At 71.0% G+C, this 21424-nt stretch carries 19 protein-coding genes and 2 pseudogenes; 16 read left to right on the forward strand and 5 right to left on the reverse strand.

The genetic code is table 11. The features are described from left to right. Positions 1-79: 79 nt before the first annotated feature. Complete coding sequence (gene coaA / locus ACFMQL_RS17870; RefSeq protein WP_364068771.1) at positions 80-982, reverse strand: type I pantothenate kinase; 903 nt, start codon at positions 980-982, stop codon at positions 80-82. Between the two features lie 189 nt (positions 983-1171). Between coaA and ACFMQL_RS17875 the strand changes: the two genes are divergently transcribed. From ACFMQL_RS17875 to tsaD, 12 genes and pseudogenes are all read left to right on the forward strand, one after another. Continuing rightward, positions 1172-2578 (forward strand): alkaline phosphatase PhoX, encoded by a 1407-nt coding sequence (locus ACFMQL_RS17875; RefSeq protein WP_364068584.1) that lies wholly within the window; start codon positions 1172-1174, stop codon positions 2576-2578. A 20-nt stretch (positions 2579-2598) separates the two neighbouring features. Then, positions 2599-2949, forward strand: a complete 351-nt coding sequence (locus ACFMQL_RS17880; protein ID WP_364068582.1) for a holo-ACP synthase — start codon at positions 2599-2601, stop codon at positions 2947-2949. A gap of 9 nt (positions 2950-2958) precedes the next feature. Further along, on the forward strand, positions 2959-4422 hold the full coding sequence (locus ACFMQL_RS17885) for an NAD(P)H-hydrate dehydratase (protein ID WP_364068580.1): 1464 nt from the start codon (positions 2959-2961) through the stop codon (positions 4420-4422). A gap of 68 nt (positions 4423-4490) precedes the next feature. Beyond that, positions 4491-5612, forward strand: coding sequence for an alanine racemase (gene alr, locus ACFMQL_RS17890; RefSeq protein WP_378790173.1), 1122 nt, complete (start codon positions 4491-4493; stop codon positions 5610-5612). 45 nt (positions 5613-5657) lie between these two features. Beyond that, entirely contained in the window at positions 5658-6734 is a 1077-nt protein-coding gene (locus ACFMQL_RS17895) for an alpha/beta fold hydrolase (RefSeq protein WP_378786118.1), read from the forward strand. Beyond that, positions 6735-7193, forward strand: a complete 459-nt coding sequence (gene tsaE / locus ACFMQL_RS17900) for a tRNA (adenosine(37)-N6)-threonylcarbamoyltransferase complex ATPase subunit type 1 TsaE (protein WP_364068574.1) — start codon at positions 6735-6737, stop codon at positions 7191-7193. A 168-nt stretch (positions 7194-7361) separates the two neighbouring features. Next, positions 7362-8030, forward strand: a complete 669-nt coding sequence (locus ACFMQL_RS17905; RefSeq protein ID WP_378786120.1) for a hypothetical protein — start codon at positions 7362-7364, stop codon at positions 8028-8030. Between the two features lie 4 nt (positions 8031-8034). After that, a complete protein-coding gene (locus tag ACFMQL_RS17910) occupies positions 8035-8580 on the forward strand; it encodes a class F sortase (RefSeq protein ID WP_364068570.1) in 546 nt (181 codons plus the stop codon). 5 nt (positions 8581-8585) lie between these two features. Then, a complete protein-coding gene (locus ACFMQL_RS17915; protein WP_364068568.1) occupies positions 8586-9533 on the forward strand; it encodes a phosphotransferase in 948 nt (315 codons plus the stop codon). A 27-nt stretch (positions 9534-9560) separates the two neighbouring features. After that, positions 9561-10208, forward strand: coding sequence for a tRNA (adenosine(37)-N6)-threonylcarbamoyltransferase complex dimerization subunit type 1 TsaB (gene tsaB / locus ACFMQL_RS17920; RefSeq protein WP_364068566.1), 648 nt, complete (start codon positions 9561-9563; stop codon positions 10206-10208). Between the two features lie 11 nt (positions 10209-10219). Then, the gene (gene rimI / locus ACFMQL_RS17925; protein ID WP_364068769.1) at positions 10220-10651 is read left to right on the forward strand and encodes a ribosomal protein S18-alanine N-acetyltransferase; all 432 of its coding nucleotides are present in this window, start codon (positions 10220-10222) and stop codon (positions 10649-10651) included. Further along, positions 10644-11674 (forward strand): annotated as a pseudogene (tsaD, locus tag ACFMQL_RS17930) (tRNA (adenosine(37)-N6)-threonylcarbamoyltransferase complex transferase subunit TsaD). Before rimI ends, tsaD begins: the two are co-directional and overlap by 8 nt. A gap of 141 nt (positions 11675-11815) precedes the next feature. Here the strand turns inward: tsaD and ACFMQL_RS17935 are convergent. After that, the gene (locus tag ACFMQL_RS17935; RefSeq protein WP_378786123.1) at positions 11816-13756 is read right to left on the reverse strand and encodes a hypothetical protein; all 1941 of its coding nucleotides are present in this window, start codon (positions 13754-13756) and stop codon (positions 11816-11818) included. A 194-nt stretch (positions 13757-13950) separates the two neighbouring features. Beyond that, a pseudogene (locus ACFMQL_RS17940) lies at positions 13951-15131 on the reverse strand (methyltransferase domain-containing protein). Between the two features lie 483 nt (positions 15132-15614). On the opposite strand from ACFMQL_RS17940, the gene groES reads away from it, so the two are divergent. From groES to ACFMQL_RS17960, 4 genes are all read left to right on the forward strand, one after another. Further along, complete coding sequence (groES, locus tag ACFMQL_RS17945) at positions 15615-15929, forward strand: co-chaperone GroES (RefSeq protein WP_219545199.1); 315 nt, start codon at positions 15615-15617, stop codon at positions 15927-15929. Between the two features lie 72 nt (positions 15930-16001). Next, positions 16002-17621 carry a chaperonin GroEL gene (gene groL, locus ACFMQL_RS17950; RefSeq protein WP_364068558.1) on the forward strand — a complete coding sequence of 540 codons (1620 nt, stop codon included), beginning with the start codon at positions 16002-16004 and terminating at the stop codon, positions 17619-17621. Positions 17622-18169: 548 nt separating this feature from the next. Next, complete coding sequence (locus ACFMQL_RS17955) at positions 18170-18784, forward strand: hypothetical protein (protein WP_378786125.1); 615 nt, start codon at positions 18170-18172, stop codon at positions 18782-18784. Between the two features lie 365 nt (positions 18785-19149). Further along, the gene (locus ACFMQL_RS17960; protein ID WP_132334441.1) at positions 19150-19785 is read left to right on the forward strand and encodes a sigma-70 family RNA polymerase sigma factor; all 636 of its coding nucleotides are present in this window, start codon (positions 19150-19152) and stop codon (positions 19783-19785) included. Positions 19786-19894: 109 nt separating this feature from the next. Here the strand turns inward: ACFMQL_RS17960 and ACFMQL_RS17965 are convergent, their stop codons facing one another. Together ACFMQL_RS17965 and ACFMQL_RS17970 are read right to left on the reverse strand one after the other, a co-directional pair. Beyond that, complete coding sequence (locus tag ACFMQL_RS17965) at positions 19895-20272, reverse strand: DUF5319 domain-containing protein (RefSeq protein ID WP_043623573.1); 378 nt, start codon at positions 20270-20272, stop codon at positions 19895-19897. A 39-nt stretch (positions 20273-20311) separates the two neighbouring features. Continuing rightward, on the reverse strand, positions 20312-21307 hold the full coding sequence (locus ACFMQL_RS17970) for a helix-turn-helix domain-containing protein (protein ID WP_364068554.1): 996 nt from the start codon (positions 21305-21307) through the stop codon (positions 20312-20314). Positions 21308-21424: the final 117 nt, after the last annotated feature.

The following is a 21424-nucleotide window of genomic DNA, read 5'->3' on the forward strand; positions in this document are numbered from 1 at the left end:
GGCGAGGAGTGCTGGTTCGCCGATATCGACGACCAGGGGTGTGCGGGCAGGTTCGGGCGTTACGTGTACGAGGAGGCGTTCAGGTCTGGCGAAGACGCACCCGTCGTACGGAGTGGTCTGGGCCCTTCTTGAGCACCAGGTCGGCGCGACCCCGGGTGGGGGCGATGTTCTCGATGAGGTTGCGCTCGTTGATGTCGCGCCAGACGTTGACCGCGAACTCCGTGGCCTCCTCGTACGACAGGTCCGCGATGTGCCGGAAGTACGACTTGGGGTCTTCGAACGCGGTGCGGCGCAGCTTGTGGAAGCGCTCGACGTACCAGGTGCGGATGTCCTCGACCTTGGCGTCGACGTAGATGGAGAAGTCGAAGTAGTCGTTGACGGCCAAAGACGTGGGCGGGGCGGGCTGGAGGACGTTGAGTCCTTCGATGATGAGGATGTCGGGGCTGCGCACGGTCTGAGTGGCGCCGGGGACGATGTCGTATTCGAGGTGGCTGTAGACCGGCGCCTTCACCTCGGCCGCGCCCGCCTTGACCTCGGCCACGAACCTGACCAGCGCCCGCCGGTCATAGCTTTCGGGAAAGCCCTTGCGGTGCATGATGCCCTTGGCCTCCAGCACCGCGTTGGGGTACAGGAAGCTGTCGGTGGTCACCAGCTCCACGTGCGGGTGCTCGGGCCAGCGCGCCAGGAGGGTGTGCAGCAGCCGGGCCGTGGTCGACTTGCCGACCGCGACGCTGCCCGCGATGCCCAGGATGTACGGGACCCGCTGCTCCTCGTGTCCCAGAAAAGCGCTCAACACGCTGCTGCGCGCCTTGGACCCGGTGAAGTGCAGGTTGAGCAGCCGGGTCAGGGGGAGATAGATGTCGGTGACTTCGGTCAGGTCGATGGGGTCGTCGACCCCGCGCAGCTCTTCCAGCTCGTCTGCGGTGAGAGTCAAGGGCGTGTTCTTGCGGAGCTCGCTCCACTGCTCCCTGCTCAGTTCCACGTAGCCGTTGTTCACCTAGGCAGAGTAACGATGTGCGACAAAGCGGATCATGGCCGGGGTTGTCCCAGGCAATCCACAGCCTGTGGATGAAAACGTGGGATTACCGAGAACGACTTCTGGGAAAGGATCAAGGTTTCGACGCGCGGACGCGAGAGGTACGGTGCGGATACCGTCCTGACGGAGGTCGCCATGGACCGTCGCCGCTTCATCTCCGCCGTGGCCGCCGGGGTCGCCGGGCCGTTCGCCGGTGTCGCGTGCGTGAGCAGGCGGGGGCGGGCCAGGCCGGTGCCGGGGTACGGGCCGCTGCGTCCCGCACGCGACCTGCGCGACGGCGAGGTGCGGCTGCACCTGCCCGAAGGCTTCCGCTACCGGTCGTTCAGCGCGGCGGGCGACAGGTTCGGCGACGGCTCGACGGTGCCGGGCAGGCACGACGGCATGGCCGCGTTCAACGGACCTGAGGGCAGCACGATCCTCATCCGCAACCACGAGGTCAACGGCCCGGTCGGCGCGTTCGGCGACAGGAAGCGGGCCTACGACCCGATGGCCGGCGGCGGCACCTCCACGCTGCGCGTCACCCGCCACGGCGAGGTGATCGAGAGCGCGCCCTCGCTCAGCGGCACCATGATGAACTGCTCGGGCGGCCCCATGGCCTGGCGCGCCTGGGTGACCTGCGAGGAGACGGTCAACGGCCCCGACGTGGGCGACGACTTCTCCGGCGGCGACAACTCCAAGCTCACCCGGAGGCACGGCTACATCTTCGAGGTGCCGGTCGGCCGGCCCGCGAGCGCCAGGCCCATCCGCGCGGCCGGCCGCTTCGCCCACGAGTCCGTCGCCTTCGACCCGGCCACCGGCGCCCTCTACCTCACCGAGGACAACTTCGGCTTCCCCTCCGGCTTCTACCGCTACCTGCCGCCCAAGCATCCGGTGCTGGCCGGGCGGCTGCTCGACGGCGGCCGGCTGCAGATGCTCGCCGTCAAGGGCGCGAAGAACAAGGACCTGTCGGCGGGGCAGGAGCCCGGCGCCACGTACGAGACCGCGTGGGTGGACATCGACGACCCCGACCCCGAGTTCCGCGGCAGGCCGTCCAACGACGAGGCCGTGCAGGCCGTGGGCCGGCAGGGCAGGGAGCAGGGCGCGGCCGTCTTCTCCCGCCTGGAGGGCGCCGTCTTCCACAACGGCACCGTCTACTTCGTCTCCACCCAGGGCGGGGCCACCGCGCCGGGCGACGAGCCGCCCGACGGCTTCGGCGACGGGCGCGGCCAGGTGTGGGGCTATGAGACGTGGAGCGGCAGGCTCAGGCTCGTCTACGAGTCGCCCCGCTCGGCGGTGCTCGACCTGCCCGACAACGTCACCGTCAGCCGCCGGGGCACGCTCGTGCTGTGCGAGGACGGCGACGGCGCCAACTACCTGCGCGGGCTCACCAGGTCGGGGGAGATCTTCGACTTCTGCCGCCTCGAACCCATCGAGGGCGACCCCGGCGCCGAGTTCGCCGGCTCCACGTTCGGTCCCGGCGGCCACACGCTCTTCGTCAACATCCAGGCCAGGCAGGGCAGATCGCTGGCCATCTGGGGGCCGTGGGAGCGCGGCCCGTTCTGAGGAGCCTCTACGCTGGGACGATGATCCTGGGTATCGGCGTCGACGTCGTCGACATCGCCCGCTTCGAAGCCGCGCTGCAGCGCACGCCCGGGCTCAAGGAGCGGCTGTTCACCGAGGTCGAACGCCCGCTGCCGGTGCGCTCGCTGGCCGCCAGGTTCGCCGCCAAGGAGGCCGTGGCCAAGGCGCTCGGCGCGCCGAAGGGCCTCGGCCACCTGGAGGCCGAGGTGCGCTGCGACGAGCTGGGCAAACCCGAGCTGCACGTCTACGGCAAGGTCGCCGAGGCCGCGTACGGGCTCGGCGTCAAGCGCTGGCACCTGTCGCTCAGCCATGACGCGGGGGTGGCCATCGCCTACGTGATCGCGGAGGGATAGCGTCGAATCATGAAGACCGCCTACACCGCCGACCAGATCAGGCAGGCCGAGCAGGCGCTCATGGCCCGGCTGCCCGAGGGCACGCTGATGCAGCGGGCCGCCTCCGGGCTCGCCTCCGTCTGCGCCGATCTTCTCGGCCGCGTCTACGCAAGCCGGGTGGTGCTGCTGGTGGGCAGCGGCGACAACGGCGGCGACGCGCTGTACGCCGGGCAGCGCCTGGCCAGGCGCGGTGCCAGGGTGGAGGCCGTCACGGCCGGTTCCAAGACGCACGAGGCCGGGCTGCGGGCGCTGCTCGACGCGGGCGGCAGGGTGCTCGACCCGTCCGCGGCCGGCGCGGCGATCGAGACGGCCGACCTGATCATCGACGGTCTCGTCGGCATCGGGGCATCCGGCGCGTTGCGCGAGCCGTACGCGGAGCTGGCCAAGGCGGTGGCCGCCGCGCGCGGGCACGTCGTGGCCGTGGACGTGCCGAGCGGGGTCGACGCCTCAACCGGGCGGGTCGAGGGCGCGGCGGTGCGGGCGCGGGTGACCGTGACCATGGGGGCGTACAAGACGGGGCTGCTCGTCGATCCCGGGGCCGCGTACGCGGGGCGGGTCGAGCTGGTGGACATCGGGCTGGGGGCGTACCTGCCGGACCCCGACGTGGCCGCGCTCACCGGCGCCGATCTCGACGTGCTGCTGCCGCGCCCCCGCAACGAGTCCGACAAATACCGCAGAGGCGTGGTGGGCGTCGCGGCGGGGAGCGACCTGTTCACCGGAGCGGCCGTGCTGGCCGTCGGCGGCGCATTGCGCGGCGGCGCCGGCATGGTGAGGTACGCGGGCCGCGCCGCTCCCGTCGCCCAGGTGCGCTCCCACTGGCCGGAGGCCGTGGTGACGCAGCTCGACGCGCCCTCGATCGACCGCGTCGGCCGGGTGCAGGCATGGGTGCTCGGGCCAGGGCTCGGCACCGACGACTGGGCCCACGAGCTGGCCGCCGCCGTGCTGGCGTCCGACGTGCCGGTGCTCATCGACGCCGACGGGCTCACGCTGGTCGCCAAGGACCGCACGCTGCTGCGGCGCGCCGCGCCCGTCCTCATCACGCCGCACGCCGGCGAGCTGTCCAGGCTCATCGGCGCCGGCCGCGACGCCATCGAGGCCGCCCGCCTCGACCACGCCCGCAGGGCGGCCGCGGAGCTGGGCGTCACGGTGCTGCTCAAGGGCTCGACCACGGTGGTGGCCGAGGACTCCCGCCCGGTGCGGGTCAACACCACCGGCACGTCCTGGCTGGCCACCGGCGGCACCGGAGACGTGCTCGCGGGTCTCGCGGGCGCGCTGCTCGCCCAGGGCCTGAGCTGCTACGACGCCGCGTCCTGCGCCGCCTACCTGCACGGCGTCGCCGGGCGGCTGGCCGCCGACGGCGCGCCGCTGGCCGCCGGTGACGTGGCCAGCGCGCTCCCCGCGGCGATCCGGGCCGTGACCAGCACCAATTCGTGACGTCCAGGCCGGGCGAAGCGTGCCCGGCCACGGGCGCGAGCTGCCAGACTGGAGAGATGGACCACCCGATGATCACCCCCGCCGAGGCACGGGTCGACCTGAGCGCCATCCGGCACAACGTCGCCCTGCTCAAGGAGCGGGCCGGGGGCGCCGAGCTGATGGGAGCGGTCAAGGCCGACGCCTACGGCCACGGCCTGGTGCCCACGTCCGAGGCCGTGCTGCAGGGCGGGGCGGGCCGGCTCGGCACCGCGTTCATCCAGGAGGCGCTGGCGCTGCGCGCGGGCGGGGTGACCGCGCCCATCCTGTCGTGGCTGATCACCCCGGGCGAGCCGATCGCCGAGGCGCTGGCCGCCGACGTGGAGCTGTCGGCCTCCCATCCCGGGCTGCTCGACGAGATCGCCGCCGCCGCGCGCCGCACCGGCCGCGCCGCGAAGCTCCACCTTGAGGCCGACACCGGCATGAGCAGGGGCGGGGCGCCGCTCGCCGCCTGGCCCGACCTGCTGGCCAAGGCGCTCGAGCTCAAGGCGGAGGGCGCCATCGAGATCGTCGGCATCTGGTCCCACTTCGCCTGCGCCGACATCCCCGGGCATCCGTCGATCGCGCGGCAGCTCGAGGCGTACGAGGCCGCGCTCAAGCTGGCCGAGCAGGCCGGCGCGGCGGGCTCCGAGGTCATCAGGCACATGTCCAACTCCGCCGCCATCGTCACGCTGCCCGAGGCCCGCTTCGACATGGTCAGGCCCGGCATCGCGATGTACGGCCTGAGCCCCATCCCCGAGCTCGGCGACTTCGGCCTGCGCCCGGCCATGACGCTGGTGGCCAGGATCGGGCTGGTCAAGCGGGTCGCCGAGGGCTGCGGCGTGTCGTACGGACACCTTTACACGACCTCGTGCGAGACCACGCTCGCCCTGGTGCCGCTCGGCTACGCCGACGGCGTGCTGCGCCACGCGACCGGGCGGGCCGAGGTGCTGGCGGGCGGGCGCCGCCGGACCATCGCCGGCCGGGTGTGCATGGACCAGTTCATGATCGATGTGGGCGACGATCCGGTGGCGGCGGGCGACGAGGTCGTGCTCTTCGGCCCCGGTGACGGGGGCGAGCCGACCGCTCAGGAGTGGGCCGATACCCTCGGCACGATCACGCATGAAATCGTGACGAGGATCGGTGCGCGAGTGCCCAGGGTCTACCACAAGTGACGAAGGGCGGATCGCGGCGGCCATGAGTGAAGAAGGATCGGGCACATGACGACGACGACCAAGCGGCGCAGGGTAGGGATCGCCGGCGCGCTCGTCGGCGCGGCCTCCGCAGGCGTCGCGGCGGCGGCGCTGGCCAAGCGTTACGCGGTCGGCCGCATCCGGCTGCGCCCCGACACCGAGGCCAGCGAGCCGTTCGGTGAGCTGCGCGGCCGAGAGCACACGCTCATCACCTCCGACGGCAAGGCGCTGCACGTCGAGATCGACGGCCCCGAGCGCAAGCACCCGGCGGAGGACGAGGACCCGCCGCTGACCGTCGTCTTCTGCCACGGCTACTGCCTCAGCATGGAGTCCTGGCACTACCAGCGCAAAGACCTGCGCGAGAGCCACCGCCTCGTCCTGTGGGACCAGCGCTCGCACGGGCGCTCCCAGCGCGCTTCGGCCGAGGAGTGCACGATCGACCGGCTCGGCGACGACCTCGCCGAGGTCATCGCCGCTTTCGTGCCCGGCCCGTGCGTGCTCGTCGGCCACTCCATGGGCGGCATGACGATCATGGCGCTGGCCGACCGCCACCCCCACCTGTTCGGCGACAAGATCCGCGCGGTGGCGCTCCTCGCGACCTCGGCGGGCAAGCTGGCCGAGCTGACGCTGGGCCTGCCCGCCGTGCTGTCGAAGGTCGTCCACAAGGTCGCCCCGGCGACGGTGTCGATGCTGGGCAAGCGCGGCTCGCTCATCGACAGGACCCGCAACGCCGGCAGCGACATCGCGTTCCTCATCACCCGCTACGTCGGCTTCGGCGACTCCAAGAACGTCAGCCCGACCGTGGTCGACTTCGCCGAGTCGATGATCAGGGCCACCCCCACCCAGGTGGTCGCCGACTTCTACCCGGCGCTGATGAACCACGACAAGCTTTCCGCGCTCCACGTGCTCGACGCCGTGCCCACCGCGATCCTGGTGGGCGACCGCGACTGGCTGACCCCGCCCGACCACAGCAAGGCCATCGCCGCCGCGCTGCCCAAGGCCCAGCTCACCGAGGTGCCCGACACCTCCCACCTGATCCAGCTCGAGCGGCCCGGCATCGTCAACGACGCGCTGCGCGACCTGCTGAAGAGAGTGGAGCTGTAGGTGCGCATCGCGACTCCCGAGGACATGCGGGCCTACGGCGCCCGCCTCGCCGCCCTGCTGCGCGCCGGCGACCTGGTCGTGCTGTCGGGCCCGCTCGGCGCCGGCAAGACCACGCTCGTGCAGGGCCTCGCCGAAGGGCTCAAGGTACGCGGGCCGATCACCTCGCCCACGTTCGTCATCGCCCGCGTGCACCCGTCGCTGCACCAGGGGCCGCCGCTGGTGCACGTGGACGCGTACCGGCTGGGCGGCGACCTGGAAGTGGACGACCTCGACCTGGACGCCTCGCTGGAGGAGTCTGTCACCGTCGTCGAGTGGGGCGAGGGGCTGGTCGAAGGGCTGGCCGACGATCGGCTGGAGATCCGCATCGACCGCGAGGCCGGTGACGAGGCCCGCGTCGTGACGCTGCGCGGCGTGGGCGCCCGATGGGCCGACACGCCGTCTGATCCGCCGGAAGGCTGAAACGCAGGTCAAAATCCGGTAAGGCTGGCACCCTTGACGTACGGGGCCGGCGGTCTGAAACATGATCGTTGGTCAGTGATTGGCCCAGATTTTCTGGGTATCAGGAGGGGCGACATCCATCGTTTCGGTGGATGCTGGGTAGCAGGACGGCAAAGTGGGGTGCGGCCGGTGCTCAGGGTCATACGAGTCGCGTACGCGGGAGCCATCGCCATGATCGGCCTGACCGGATGCACGGCCTCGGCCGACAGCGATCCGACCCCCACACCGAGCGGCAGCCCATCGGACACGGTGACGACGACGGCCAGTCCGACCACCGCGAGGCGCGACATCAACGTCCAGGTCAACCCCGACCGGGTCACCGCGGGGGAGACGTCCAAGGTGTGGGTCCTGGCCAACTGCCCGGTGCCGACCGGCGGGCCCGCCCACACCGGCACGGCCACGTCCAAGGCGTTCGTCAACGGCGTCACGCTCAACCCCGTGCCGCCGCCGTCGGCCTCGCCGACCGCCACCGCGACGCCCGCCTCTCCCTCGCCGTGGGTGCGCGGCGAGGCGCAGGTGTCGGGAACGGTCCGGCGCGGCTCGTACCGGGTGGACGTCAAGTGCGACGGCACCAACGACATGGGCCGCGCCACGCTGCGCGTCGTCGCCCCTGAGCCGGACGAGCCGGACTCCACCTCCACCACCGTCGTGCCCACCAAGGCCCCGCGGGCGGGTGGCGGCGGCACGTACGCGCAGGACGTCTCCGAGGATTCGTCGATCGGGCCCGCGGGCGTGCTCATCGCGCTCGCGGCGGCCGGCGGCATCGCCTTCGCGGTCAAGCGGCGCACCAGGGCATAACGTCATGGCCCGTCCAGGACGGGTGGTGCTCGCCGGCGCCGTGACCGGCCTGCTGCTGTACGCGTTCGGACACAACGCCGACATCGGCACCACCGCGAAACCCGCGCAGGCGTCCGTCGTGCCCAAGACCATCGACATCCCGTCGATCGACGTCGAGGCGCCGCTGATGAAGCTCAGGCTGCTGGAGAACGGCGAGGTCGAGCTGCCGCCGTACGAGAAGCCGAAGGTGGCCGGCTGGTACACCGGCAGCGCCGTGCCCGGCGAGAAGGGCGCCTCGGTGATCATCGGGCACGTCGACACCAAGACCGCCCCCGCCGTGTTCTACAAACTCAGGGAGTTACGCAAGGGCGAGACCGTGAAGGTCGAGCGCAGCGACGGCAAGGTCGTACGCTACAAGGTGGACCGCATCGAGCAGGTGCACAAGGACGAGTTCCCGGCGAAAAAGGTGTACCTGGAAGACGGGCTCAAACTGGTAACGTGCGGTGGCAAGTTCGACTACGCCAAGGGCGAGTACGTCGACAACATCATCGTCTACGCATCCCAGGTTTGAGGCCCATGACGGACACCGATTCGGCGACCGACACCAATCCGCCAGCGACGGGCGCGCGCGTGCCCTGGGCCGACGTGCCCGCCTCCGTACGGGCCGCCATCGAGGACTTCCTCGGCGACGCCGTGGCCGAGGCCGTCACCCAGCCCGGCGGCTTCTCCCCGGCCGCCGCCTGCCGCCTGCGCACCCGCGGCGGCGGCAAGCGCGCCTTCGTCAAGGCCGTCGGCCCCGAGCCCAACGCCGACGCCGTCCGCATCTACCGGTCGGAGCTGCGGGTCGCCAGGGCGCTGCCCGCATCGGTTCCCGCGCCCCGGCTGCTCACCGGCTTCGAGCTGGACGGCTGGGTCGTGCTCCTCTTCGAGGACGTCGAGGGCCGCCACCCCGCCATGCCCTGGCGGCGCGACGAGCTGGACCGGGTGCTGGCCGCCATCGAGGAGATGTCCGCCGCGCTCACCCCCGCGCCCATCGACGTGCCCCCGATCGGTGAGGTGTTCGGCAGCCAGTTCCAGGGCTGGCACCACCTTCTGGAGGAGGACACCACCGGGCTCGACCCCTGGGCGCTGCGCCACCTCGGCGAGCTGGCCGAGCTGGAGACCGGCTGGGACGCCGCGGCCGCCGGCGACACCCTCGTCCACGCCGACCTGCGGGCCGACAACGTCCTGCTCACCGACGACCGGGTCTACGTCGTGGACTGGCCGTGGGCCGCACGTGCCGCGCCCTGGTTCGACCTGGCCGCGATGCTGCCGTCGGTCGGCATGCAGGGCGGGCCGGCGCCGTGGGAGCTGGCCGAGCTGCCCGGCGACGACGTCACCAAGGCCGTGGCCGCCATGACCGGTTTCTTCGTCCGCATGTCCAGGCAGCCCCCGCCTCCCGGGCTGCCCACGCTCAGGGCGTTCCAGCGGGCGCAGGGCGTGGTGGCCCTCGATTGGCTGAAGCGGCGTACCGGCTGGGCGTGACCCGCCCGGCGGGTAGGCTAGACAGTCGTGCTGGTCCTGGCCTTTGACACCGCGACGCCCGCCGTCACCGCGGCGCTCCACGACGGCGAGCGCGTGCTCGCCGAACACACCACGATCGACGCCCGCCGCCATGGCGAGCTGCTCGTGCCCACCATCGAGCTGGTGCTGGGCGAGGCGCGGGTGACGCTGCGCGAGGTGACGGCCGTCGTGGCGGGCAGCGGTCCCGGCCCCTACACCGGTCTGCGCGTGGGGCTGATGACCGCACAGGGCCTTGCGACCACGCTGGGCGTGCCCGCGTACGGCATCTGCACGCTCGACGCCGTCGCCTACGCGAGCGGGCGCACAGAGCCGTTCATCGCCGCCACCGACGCGCGGCGCAAAGAGGTGTTCTGGGCGCGTTACGCAGATATGCGCACCCGGACCGACGGCCCCTTCGTCGACCGCCCCGCCGACGTCCCCGTCGAGGGGCTGCCGGTCGTCGGCGCGGGTGCCCAGCTCTATCCCGACCTGCTCGGCGACGGCGCTGGGGCGCCGCCCTACCCCTACGCGGGTGCGCTGGCCGCCCTGGCGGCCGAGCGGCTCGCCAAGGGCGTCCCGCTCGACCCGCCGCGCCCCATCTACCTGCGCAGGCCCGACGCCGTCGTGCCGGGCGCCCCCAAGAAGGTGACCGCGTGAAACTCAGGCCGATGACCGAGGCCGATCTGCCTGCGGTCATGGAGATCGAGCGGATCACGTTCCCGCTCGACGCATGGAGCGAGGGCATGATGCGCGGCGAGCTCGCCGACATGCCCCGCACCCGCCACTACGTCGTGGCCCTGGTCGATGACGAGATCGTCGGCTACGCCGGGCTCGCCGCCGCGGCCGACCAGGCCGACGTGCAGACCATCGCGGTGCTGGAGAAGCACCGGCGCTCCGGTATCGGCAGCGCCATGCTGAGCGAGCTGCTCGACGAGGCGCGCCGCAGGGGCGCGCGGGAGATCTTCCTGGAGGTACGCGCCGACAACCCGGCCGCCCAGAGCGTCTACCGGCGTTTCGGGTTCGAGGAGATCGGCACCCGCCGCCGCTACTACGACGACGGCACCGACGCGATCATGATGAGGAGGCGGCTGGGTGACTGACGCACCCGTGGTCCTGGGCATCGAGACGTCCTGCGACGAGACCGGCATCGGCATCGTCAGGGGCCACACGCTGCTCGCCAACACCGTCGCGTCCAGCATGGACGAGCACGCCAGGTTCGGCGGCGTCGTGCCCGAGGTCGCATCGCGCGCCCACCTGGAGGCCATGACGCCCACCGTGGAGGCCGCGCTGGCCGAGGCCGGGCTCGCCTTCTCCGACATCGACGCCATCGCGGTCACGGCCGGCCCGGGCTCGCCGGGGCGCTGCTGGTGGGCGTCGCCGCGGCCAAGTCCTACGCGCTCGGCCTCGGCGTGCCGCTCTACGGCGTCAACCACCTGGCCGCCCACGTCGCCGTCGACCAGCTCGAACACGGGCCGCTGCCCAAGCCGTGCATCGCGCTGCTGGTCTCCGGCGGCCACTCGTCGCTGCTGCTCGTGCCCGACGTCGCCGAGGAGGTCATCTCGCTCGGCGCCACCGTCGACGACGCGGCCGGTGAGGCGTTCGACAAGGTGGCGAGGGTGCTGGGGCTGCCGTTCCCCGGCGGGCCGCACATCGACAAGGCCGCCCGCGAGGGGTCCGGCAGCGCCATCGCGTTCCCGCGCGGCAAGATCGACGACGGCACGCTCGACTTCTCCTTCTCCGGGCTCAAGACGGCCGTGGCCCGCTGGATCGAGGCCCGTGAGGCCGCAGGAGAGCCCATCCACGTGCCCGACGTGGCCGCCTCCTTCCAGGAGGCGGTGGTCGACGTGCTGACCCGCAAGGCGCTGCAGGCGTGCCGCAAGTACGACGTGCACGATCTGCTCATCGGCGGTGGCGTGGCGGCCAACTCGCGGCTGCGGGCGCTGGCCCAGGAGCGGTGCGACGCGGCCGGCGTACGGCTGCGCGTGCCCCGGCCGGGGCTGTGCACCGACAACGGCGCCATGGTCGCCGCCCTGGGGTCCGACATGGTGGCGGCCGGTGTGGCGCCGTCGTCGCTGCAGATCCCGGCCGACTCGTCGCTGCCGATCACGACCGTCCACGTCTGAGCCGCCGGGCTCCCTTTCCAGCGGCGCCCGTTTCCGGGCTTTCCAGTGGCGCCCGTTTCTGCGGGACCCCTGCCCCCGCCCATGCCGCGCGGCGCGGGCACGGGCGGGCGGAGGCGGGGCCGGTCCGTGGGGCTGCGGGGGTCAGTCCTTAGGGCGGGTCGGGCGGAGCAGGGCCTCGGCGAGCGCCAGCATGGTCTCCTCCAGCGCACTCAGCCGCTTGGCCAGCTCCTCGGCCGCGGGCTGCACGGCCCCGGACACCGCGCCCGACATCGTGCCCGCCAGCTCGTCGCCGTCGGGCCGCGAGCGCACCAGCTCGCTGAGCGCCTCCGTGGCGGCGGCCAGGCGCTCGGCCTGCTCGCCGGCCTGCGCCTTGATCAGCTCGGCCTGCTCGCTCACGTGGGTCTTGATCAGCTCGCCGATCTGCCCGGTCACCTGCTCGGTGACCTGCTCGGTGACCTGCTTCGTGACCCGGTCGGTGTGGTCGAGCGCGGCGGGCAGCTCGTCCACGCGGCGGCCGACCGCCTCGATGCGGTCGTCGACCGACTCCAGATGCTCACCGACCGACTCAAGGTGCTCGCCGGTCTGCTCGGCGCGCGCGGCCAGGCCGTTGAGCTGGGTGTCGATGCCACGGAACCGGCCGTCGATGCCGCCGAGCTGCCCGTCGAGCGCGTCGAAGCGGCTGCTGATGTGCTCTTCGGCCTCGACCAGGCGCTCGTCGATGGCGTCGACCTGGCTGTCCAGCCGGTTGAAGCGGCCTTCGTTGCGGGTCGCGATCTCGGCGGCGCGCTGCTCGCCTGCCTGCAGGCGCTCGTCGAGCGAGGCGAAGCGGGTGTCCATGCGGACGTCGATCGCGTCGAAGCGGTCGTCGTGGCGGCCGAGGTGGGCGTCGAGCGAGCCCAGCCGCTTGTCGACGGCGCCGAGCTGGCCGTCCATGGACGACAGCCGCTTGTCCACGCCGCCGATGCGGTCGTCGAGCCCGTCGAGCCTGGTGTCGATCTCGGCCAGGCACTCGTCGGCGGATTCGAGCCGGCTGTCGAAGCCGGTGAGCCGGGAGTCGAGGCCGGAAAGGCAGCCCTCGACGCGTTCGAGCCTGGCGTCCACGCCGCTGAGCCGGGCGGTGAGGCGCTGCTCGCTCTCGCCGAGCTGCACGGCGAGGTGCTGGTCGGTCTCGTCGAGGCGGGTGGCCAGGCGCTGCTCGACGCCCGCCAGGCGGGCTCCGGCCAGCTCGTCGGCCTCCTTGAGCCGGGCGACGAGCCGTTCGTCGGCCTCCAGCAGGGCCGTGGCGAGCCGCTGGTCGGTCTCGTCGAGGCGGGTGCTCAGCCGCTGGTCGGTCTCGCCGAGCCGGGCGGTGAGCCGCTGGTCGGTCTCGTCGAGCCGGGACGTCAGCCGCTTGTCGGTCTCGTCCAGCCGGGCCGCGAGGCGCTGGGCGGTGTCGTCGATCCTGCTGGTGAGGTGTTCCGACAGGTCGGATACGGCGACCTCGACCCGGTCCGTACGGGAGGTCAGCTCCGCCATCGACCGGTCGAGCCGGGTGAAACGCCCGGCCGCGGCCTCCATGCTGGCGTTGAGCCCCTTCAGGGTGGCGGCGAAGTCGGCCATGCCCTTGGTGATGCCGTCGGTGGTGTCGAGCACCGACTGGAGGCGGTTGAGCGCCTCGTCCACGCTCTCACCGACGGTGCCGAGGTCGGCCCACAGGCTGGGCAGGTCGGTGATGGGGGACATCCTGGCGTCCACCGAGCCGACCCTGTCGCCCACGGCGTCCACGTGGTCGCGTACGGCCTCGACGTGCTGGGCCAGGCCCTCCGCCCACATCGGCGGCTTGACGGCGATCTCGTCGAGCCGCCCGTTCACCGCCTCAAGGGAGCCGCTCAGCCCGCCGAGCTCGCGTTCGCGCACCTCGCGCAGCAGCCATTCCATGCCCTCAAGACGCTGGCGGATCTCGTCGAGCACCGCGCCCTGGGTGCGCTGCTCGTAGACGTGGTCCTGTGCGGCACGCGCGAGCAGGTCTCGCATCCTCTTGGGGACGACGTCGGCGTTGTACGCGCCCGATTGGAGAAGGGTGGTGTGGTTGGAATGGTCCACCGAAAGCTCCTTCGCTCGCCGACGGACTGCCGCGCAGTGGTCGGGTAGGTCCGGTTCATATCTGAAAGAGCGAGAACGCGGTTAACCGCAATAGGGGGAGAACTCCCGCCCGGCTACCTTAGCCGCTGGAGCAAGGTCCGTCAGACGCGAGGAGAAAGATCGAGGAAAACGGTTCGATGGCCGAATTTGGAGATTCAGGCAGGTGAGGAGGGCTTGCAGAGGATTACCGAGGGTTTGTCGAGAATCCTGGTCAGGACGATGACCATGGCGTTGTCGCCGCTGAGTCGCAAATCGGCGCGAAGGCGTTCGATGTCGACGGCGGAGCCGCGCTTCTTGATGGTGACATTGCCGATTTGTCGCTCTCGGAGGGCGGCGCGTAGCTTTTTCAGATTGAAAGGGATGACGTCCTCTATTTCGTATCTGGCGGCCCATGGGGTGTCCGTCGCGGCGTCGCTCGTCACGTACGCGATCATCGGGTCGAGCAGCCGCCCGCCGACCAGCTCGGCCACCTCACCGACGAGGTGCGCGCGCACGGCGGCGCCGTCGGGCTCGTACAGGTAGCGGCCGGGCGGGCCCACCGGAGCCGTGACGCCGGTGGCGGCCAGCTCGTGGCCGCCGGGCAGCAGCGTCGCGCGCCTGCCGCCGGTCACGCCGGCTCCGCCCACAGCGTGGCCTCTTTGACCTCCCCCTTGTACGAGATCCACTCGGCCAGCGCGCCATCGGGGATGAACTCGTACGGGATGCCGGGAGCGACCTTGAGGCAGGCGAGACCGGCGCGCGAGACCAGGTCGAGCACCACCGGCCAGGGCGGCGAGTACGCCATGGGGTCGAACGTCCTGCCCTTGCCCGTGCGCCTGGCCGGGTCGGCGAACAGCACGTCGTACTCCTCGGGCCGCACCTCGGCCGCGTCGCCCACCCGCACCGTCACCCGGTCGCCCAGCCCGAACGCCTCCGCGTTCGCCCGCGCCACGGCCGCCGTCAGCGGGTCGGCGTCCACGGCCGTCACCGTGCACCCCGCCTTGGCCAGCGCGAGCAGGTCGCCGCCGATGCCGCAGCAGGCGTCGGCCACCCGCCCGCGCCCAGGGGTGATAAGGGTGAGCAGGCGGCGCGCGCGGTGCTCGGCGACCTCGGGGCGGGTGGCCTGTTCGAGGCCGTGCGGTGTGAAGAACATGCGGCCCGCGTCCGCGCCGAACTTGGCCCTGGCCCGCTGCCGCAGCCCCGCCTGGGTGAGCGCGGCGGAGGTCAGCGCCGCGTCGTACGTCTTGCGCAACGTCGTGGCCGCGGCCACCGGATCGGCCCCCACCAGCTCGCCCGCCTCGGCGAGTGCCCGCAGGCCGCGCGGGGTCAGCAGCTCGGTGAAGGCGTCGAGGTCCACGCCACCCGACGTTAGCGCCACGCGCGCCCTCCTCGGCACGAGGGCGCTTGCTCTTATGGGTAGAAAACGTGCGGGCGGGGTAGGGCAGGACACGCCGGGCGCTGTGCACGTACGGGCGGACGCGGTGCGGGGTGGGGCGGGACAGCCGGGCGCCGCACACGTAGAAGACGGACGGATGCAGTGCGACGGTGGAGCAGGACACGCCGGGCGCCGCACACGTACAGATGGACGGACGCGGTGCGGCGGTGGGGCGGGACATCTCGGGCACGTGGGACACTGAACGAGGTCACAGGGCCTTTCCACGAGCCCCGGTCGCTGTCGGCAGACGCGTTCGTGTTGACTGTCAAGCCCCTCTTGCATATGTTTCCTGTTGGCACTCTCCCCTTGAGAGTGCCAACGTGCGACGAGGCAGGTCTGACACCCGCGACGGCAGGCCCAGCTGGTCGCCTCTTCTAGATCATCGAAATCTGAAGGGGAGGTCCGATCGTGACGACCGCCACCAAGGTTCCCGTTAAGCCGCTCGGCGACCGCATCGTGGTTCAGCCGCTTGAGGCCGAGCAGACCACCGCGTCCGGCCTGGTCATTCCGGACACTGCCAAGGAGAAGCCGCAGGAGGGCAAGGTCCTGGCGGTGGGCCCCGGCAACTGGGACGAGGACGGCGAGAAGCGGATCCCGCTCGACGTCTCTGAGGGCGACATCGTCCTCTACAGCAAGTACGGCGGCACCGAGGTCAAGTACGGCGGCGAGGAGTACCTCGTGCTCTCCGCCCGCGACGTTCTCGCGATCATCGAGAAGTAAGCCGGATGTGTCGAGCCCCGGGCGCTCTTGAGGGCGGCCGGGGCTTTCGACGCTAGGAGAGGACTTTCAGCAATGGCGAAGATCCTGGAGTTCGACGAGGACGCCCGTCGCGCGCTCGAGCGCGGCGTCAACGCCCTCGCCGACGCCGTCAAGGTAACGCTCGGCCCGCGTGGCCGTAACGTCGTCATCGACAAGAAGTTCGGTGCGCCGACGATCACGAACGACGGTGTGACCATCGCTCGTGAGATCGAGCTGGAGGAGCGCTACGAGAACCTCGGCGCCCAGCTCGCCAAGGAAGTGGCCACCAAGACCAACGACATCGCGGGTGACGGCACCACCACCGCGACCGTCCTGGCCCAGGCCATGGTCCGTGAGGGCCTGCGCAACGTCGCCGCCGGCGCCTCGCCGCTGGCGCTCAAGCGCGGCATCGACAAGGCCGCCAAGGAGATCAGCGACCGCCTGCTGTCGAGCGCCCGCGAGGTCGCCGACAAGAACGAGATCGCCAACGTCGCGACGATCTCCGCGCAGGACGCGCAGATCGGCAACCTGATCGCCGAGGCCTTCGACAAGGTGGGCAAGGACGGTGTCCTCACCGTCGAAGAGTCCAATGCCATGGGCATGGAGCTCGAGTTCACCGAGGGCATGCAGTTCGACAAGGGCTACCTGTCGGCCTACATGGTGACCGACCCCGAGCGGATGGAGACCGTCCTCGAGGACGCCTACATCCTGCTCCACCAGGGCAAGATCTCCTCCATCGCGGACTTCCTGCCGCTGCTGGAGAAGGTCGCCCAGACCAAGAAGCCGCTGCTCGTGGTCGCCGAGGACGTCGAGGGCGAGGCCCTGGCCGTCCTGGTCACCAACAAGATCCGCGGCACCTTCACCTCCGTCGCCGTCAAGGCCCCGGGCTTCGGCGACCGCCGCAAGGCGATGCTGCAGGACATGGCCATCCTCACCGGCGGCCAGGTCGTCAGCGAGGAGGTCGGCCTCAAGCTGGAGCACGTCGGCATCGAGGTGCTCGGCACGGCCCGCCGCGTCGTCGTCACCAAGGACACCACGACCATCGTCGACGGCGCCGGTGACGCGCAGGCCATCGAGGACCGCATCAAGGAGATCAAGATTGCCATCGAGCAGTCCGACTCCGACTGGGACCGCGAGAAGCTGCAGGAGCGTCTGGCCAAGCTGGCCGGCGGTGTGTGCGTGCTGCGCGTCGGCGCCGCCACCGAGGTCGAGCTGAAGGAGAAGAAGCACCGCCTCGAGGACGCGATCTCCGCGACCCGCGCCGCCATCGAGGAGGGCATCGTCTCCGGCGGTGGCTCCGCGCTGATCCACGCCTCCAAGGACCTCGACGACCTCGGCCTGACCGGCGACGAGGCCACCGGCGTCAGCATCGTGCGCCGCTCGCTCGTCGAGCCCGCCCGCTGGATCGCCGAGAACGCCGGCCTCGAGGGCTACGTCGTGACCCACAAGGTCGCCGAGCTGGAGCCCGGCCACGGCCTCAACGCCGCGACCGGCGAATACGGCGACCTGATCGCCCAGGGCGTCATCGACCCCGTCAAGGTCACCCGCTCGGCCGTCCAGAACGCCGCTTCGATCGCGGGCATGCTGCTCACGACCGAGGCGCTCGTGGTGGACAAGCCCGAGGAGGAGGCTCCGGCCAACGGCCAGGGCCACGGTCACGGCCACGGCCACTGACCCTTCTCACTCCTTTCGCTGACCGTACGGCCCGCACCCTGCGTTGGGTGCGGGCCGTACGGCGTTTCCGGGACTTTCGGGTGTGCGGGTCTCGGGGTGTGCGGGTCTTGGGGTGTGCGGGAGATGGTCGGCGGGTGCCCCTCTGCGGAATCGCCCCTATAGCGGTATGCCGCAGGTCCTGCTGTGCGCGGAGGGCGAGGCGGGGGCTCCGCGCGGCGCTCGGCCGGGCTCCGCTCGGCTCGGCGACGAGCTGAGGCCGCGGCCTGCGGCGCGCTGGCATTGCGGCTTGCGGTCTGCGGCGTGTCGGCATTGCGGTCTGCGGCGTGCTGTTTCCGCGGTCTGTGGGGCGGGCCGACCCTGCGGTCTGCGGCGGCGTCCTGCGGTCCGGCGGCAGTGCCTCGGGGTGTGGCTTTCGGGGGGCGTGTTCTCAGGAGCGGGCCGCCGGGCTGGGGTGAGGGGGGCGGAGGCGAGCACGTACGCTGGGCGGCGGTTCCGGCGGTGTGCGGTCGGTTCGTGTGCGGGTCGTCGACGCGAGGAGGTGGCGGGGCGTGTTGTACGAGCGGGCGGTGGAGCGGTTGCGCAGGCTGGCGCGGGCGTGCGAGCAGACCCGGAAGGTGCGGGCGGACGAGCCGTTCCTGCGCGCTGCGTACGTGTTCGGCGACCTGCTGGACGGGGCCGATCCCGTCGAGTGCCTTGAGGTGGCGTTCGTGCTGAACCTGCCCGGCGAGGAGGTGGCGTGGGGCACGCAGCCGCCGGGGACCGCCTGGCTGGTGGACTTCCTGGAGCTGGACAAGGGCGGGGTGGCCTACGTCTGGCGGTCCCGCGAGGATCCGGTGGCCAACCATCACATCCGGGAACCGGTGCGCTTCTGGTCGCTGGACGGAGTCGAGGAGGGTGTGCTCGCGGCGCTGGCGGAGCGGAGGTTCGGCGAGGTACGTGCGGCGGCCTCGGCGAGCGGTGCCGCGGGCGGCGGGGTGGCCGACATCGAGGCGGAGTTGCGTACGGCGCTGGAGCACCTGAGGGCGGTGCACGAGGCGTACTGGGACCGCCGTTGGCGACGTGCGCACAGGGGAGTGGGCCGCTATCCCGAGCATCACCTGTGGGAGGCCGTCCAGGGCTATCTGGAGCTGCTGGACGCACGCCACGGCCCACGCCGCGACTGAGCCGTGGGGGAGCGGGGCGCTCATGCGGGCCCCGGCAGGGCCCACGCGCTGCTTGCGCTCGGCGGGCGGTGGGGTCGGGTGCGGGGCTGTGGTGATAGGCCAGGGCTGGCGGGGGTCGGAGCTGTGGGGGCTTATCGGGTGATGGGGGAAAATGGGCGGAAAGGTGGATTATTGGTCGTAAACCAAGAGCAGGTGATAAGCGTCGGGGGCTATGACAAATGTCTTGCATTCCGGGTAATCAGGTGAAATATTATGCCAGCATAAAGGCTTAGTGTGGCCATCCGATTACTGCTCGTTATCGTCGCTTCAATGTGACCAATCCGTAGCCATTCGCCATGACGACAGGCCGGATCAGTACGGGCATCATGCCTATCGTGAGCGAGGGAAGCGTCGCCGACGCCAAAATTGGGGTAAGGCTCGCGTCGAGACTTCCGGCACGGACGGATGACTCCGACCTTAGGGAACTGACGAGCCTCGCCGTACAGGGGGATCGCAGCGCGATCGAATCCCTGCTCGGCGAGTTGCGTCCGATGGTGGTGCGGTATTGCCGCGCCAGGCTGGGCAGGGTTTCAGGGCAATATCACATTGCCGATGACGTCGCCCAAGAGGTGTGCATCGCCGTGTTGTCCGCGCTGCCGCGATACCGCGACATGGGGCGGCCGTTCGCGTCGTTCGTGTTCGGGATCGCCTCGCACAAGGTGGCAGATGCGCTCCGCAGCTCGGTACGGTCGGCCGTGCCGACACAGGATCTGCCCGACGGCCCTGATGACGGTCCGGGGCCCGAGGAGACGGTGGTCCGCTACATCGAAGTGGAGCACGCCAGGCGCCTGCTCGCCCGGCTGCCCGAGAACCAGCGGGAGTTGCTGCTGCTGCGAGTGGTGTCGGGACTCTCGGCCGAGGAGACCGGTAATGTACTCGGCATGTCACCGGGTGCGGTACGCGTCGCCCAGCATCGAGCGCTGGCCAGGCTGCGGCAGATGGCCGAGCTGGAGTCGGCTTGACCCCAGAGGACGAGACCGACGCGCTGCTCGACGCGCTCGGTCGCGGAGAGATGCCCGATCCGTGTGATCCCGCGGTGCGGCTGCTGGCCGCGCTACGGGATGACGTGGCTCAGCGGCGCTCCTCCGTGTCGATGACACCGTCGACGTAGCCTCGGGCGTAGTCCCAGCTGACGTAGTCGGCGGGGTCGGGATGGAAGGCCGGCTCGTGCACCTGCGGCTGGCCTTTTTCGATCATTTGCTTCAGGTTGCCGCGCAGCAGCTCCCAGTCGAAGAAGTGCTGCTCGCCGCACTCCGGGCAGTCGAGTACGAGCCCCAGCACCCCCTGCGGTTCGAGCAGGGAACGGAAGACCTCGACGTCGGCGAGGTCGGTGATGGCCTCGTCGCGTTCGGCGGCCGTGAGCGGCTCGGCATCGTCGAGTGCGCCCATCGCTGCCGATGGGTCGTTCGGATCGTCCGCGAACGGATCGCGGGGAACGTCTTCCAGCACCTTCCCACCATATGACCGATGCGGCCCGCGCGGTGAGTATTAGCTCAGCCATCCGCGCCTGGCGGCCTCCACACCTGCGTGGAAGCGGGATTGCGCGCCCAGCTCGGTCATGGCGTCGGACCATCGGGCGCGTACGGTCCTGACGGAGACGCCGAGCCGGCGGGCGATGGAGTCGTCGCACAGGCCCTGGGCCGCCAGGCGCAGGACCTGCATGACGCCGTCGGTCCTGGGTGCCCACGGCAGCGGCTGAGCGCGGGCCCACAGCTCCTCGAACAGCGTGCTCAGCACGCCCACGACGACGGAGGTACGTACGAGATAGAAGGTGTAGGCGTGGTCGGGGAGGTTGCCACCCCAGTACGCGGGCAGCCCGGCCATCTCGGAGCCCACGGTCATGAACCAGCTCGGCACCCGGTCGAGCGTGCGCGCCTGGCCGCCCGCCTCGATGACGTTGGAGATCTGGTCGCGCACCTCGGGGATGGCGAGCGTGGACACCGGAATGATGGCACGTACGGTAAGAAGGTTTCGTTTCTGCGCGTCAATCCAAGGATCCGCGAATTTACGCGCAAAATCGGTCATGGTGCGCTCGTCGGGAATCGCGGTCAGTAATGGCATCGGCGGGGCGGGTGACTGCACCGCGATGCCGCTGACGCTTTCGTACAGGATGTCCGAACCGCTCGCCATCTCGACCGTGAAAGGGCCGTTGCGCAGGTCGCGCCCGGCGTCGTAATCCCGGATCAGGCTGCGGATCGAGCCGAGCGCGGAGTCGATCCTGCGGCTCTCCTCGGCGAGCCGGTCGAGGCGCTCGGCGATGACCCTGCCGAGCGCGGCCGCGGGATGTCTGGCCAGGTACTGGCCGGAACGCTCGTCGATGACGCCCATCTTCACCAGGTCGTCAAGCTGGCGGCCGACCTTCTCGATCGGGCCGTCCATCGCCTGGGCGAGGTCCGATCGGGTCGCCCTGTGCAGGCGCAGCACCGCGGTGTAAAGGGCGGTCTGGGCCGAGTCGAGACCCAGCGTCTCGAAGGGATCGGACACAGTGGGAGACTCGTCGGGCATTATGGGCGGCTCCGTAGGGGGGACACGGGCGTGCCGCGAGGATAACTCCGCCATCCACGCCTGTCCCGCCGTTTCGCGTACTCGATCCGGCTCGAT

It is taken from the genome of Nonomuraea fastidiosa (assembly GCF_042751225.1).
Lineage (GTDB): Bacteria > Actinomycetota > Actinomycetes > Streptosporangiales > Streptosporangiaceae > Nonomuraea > Nonomuraea fastidiosa.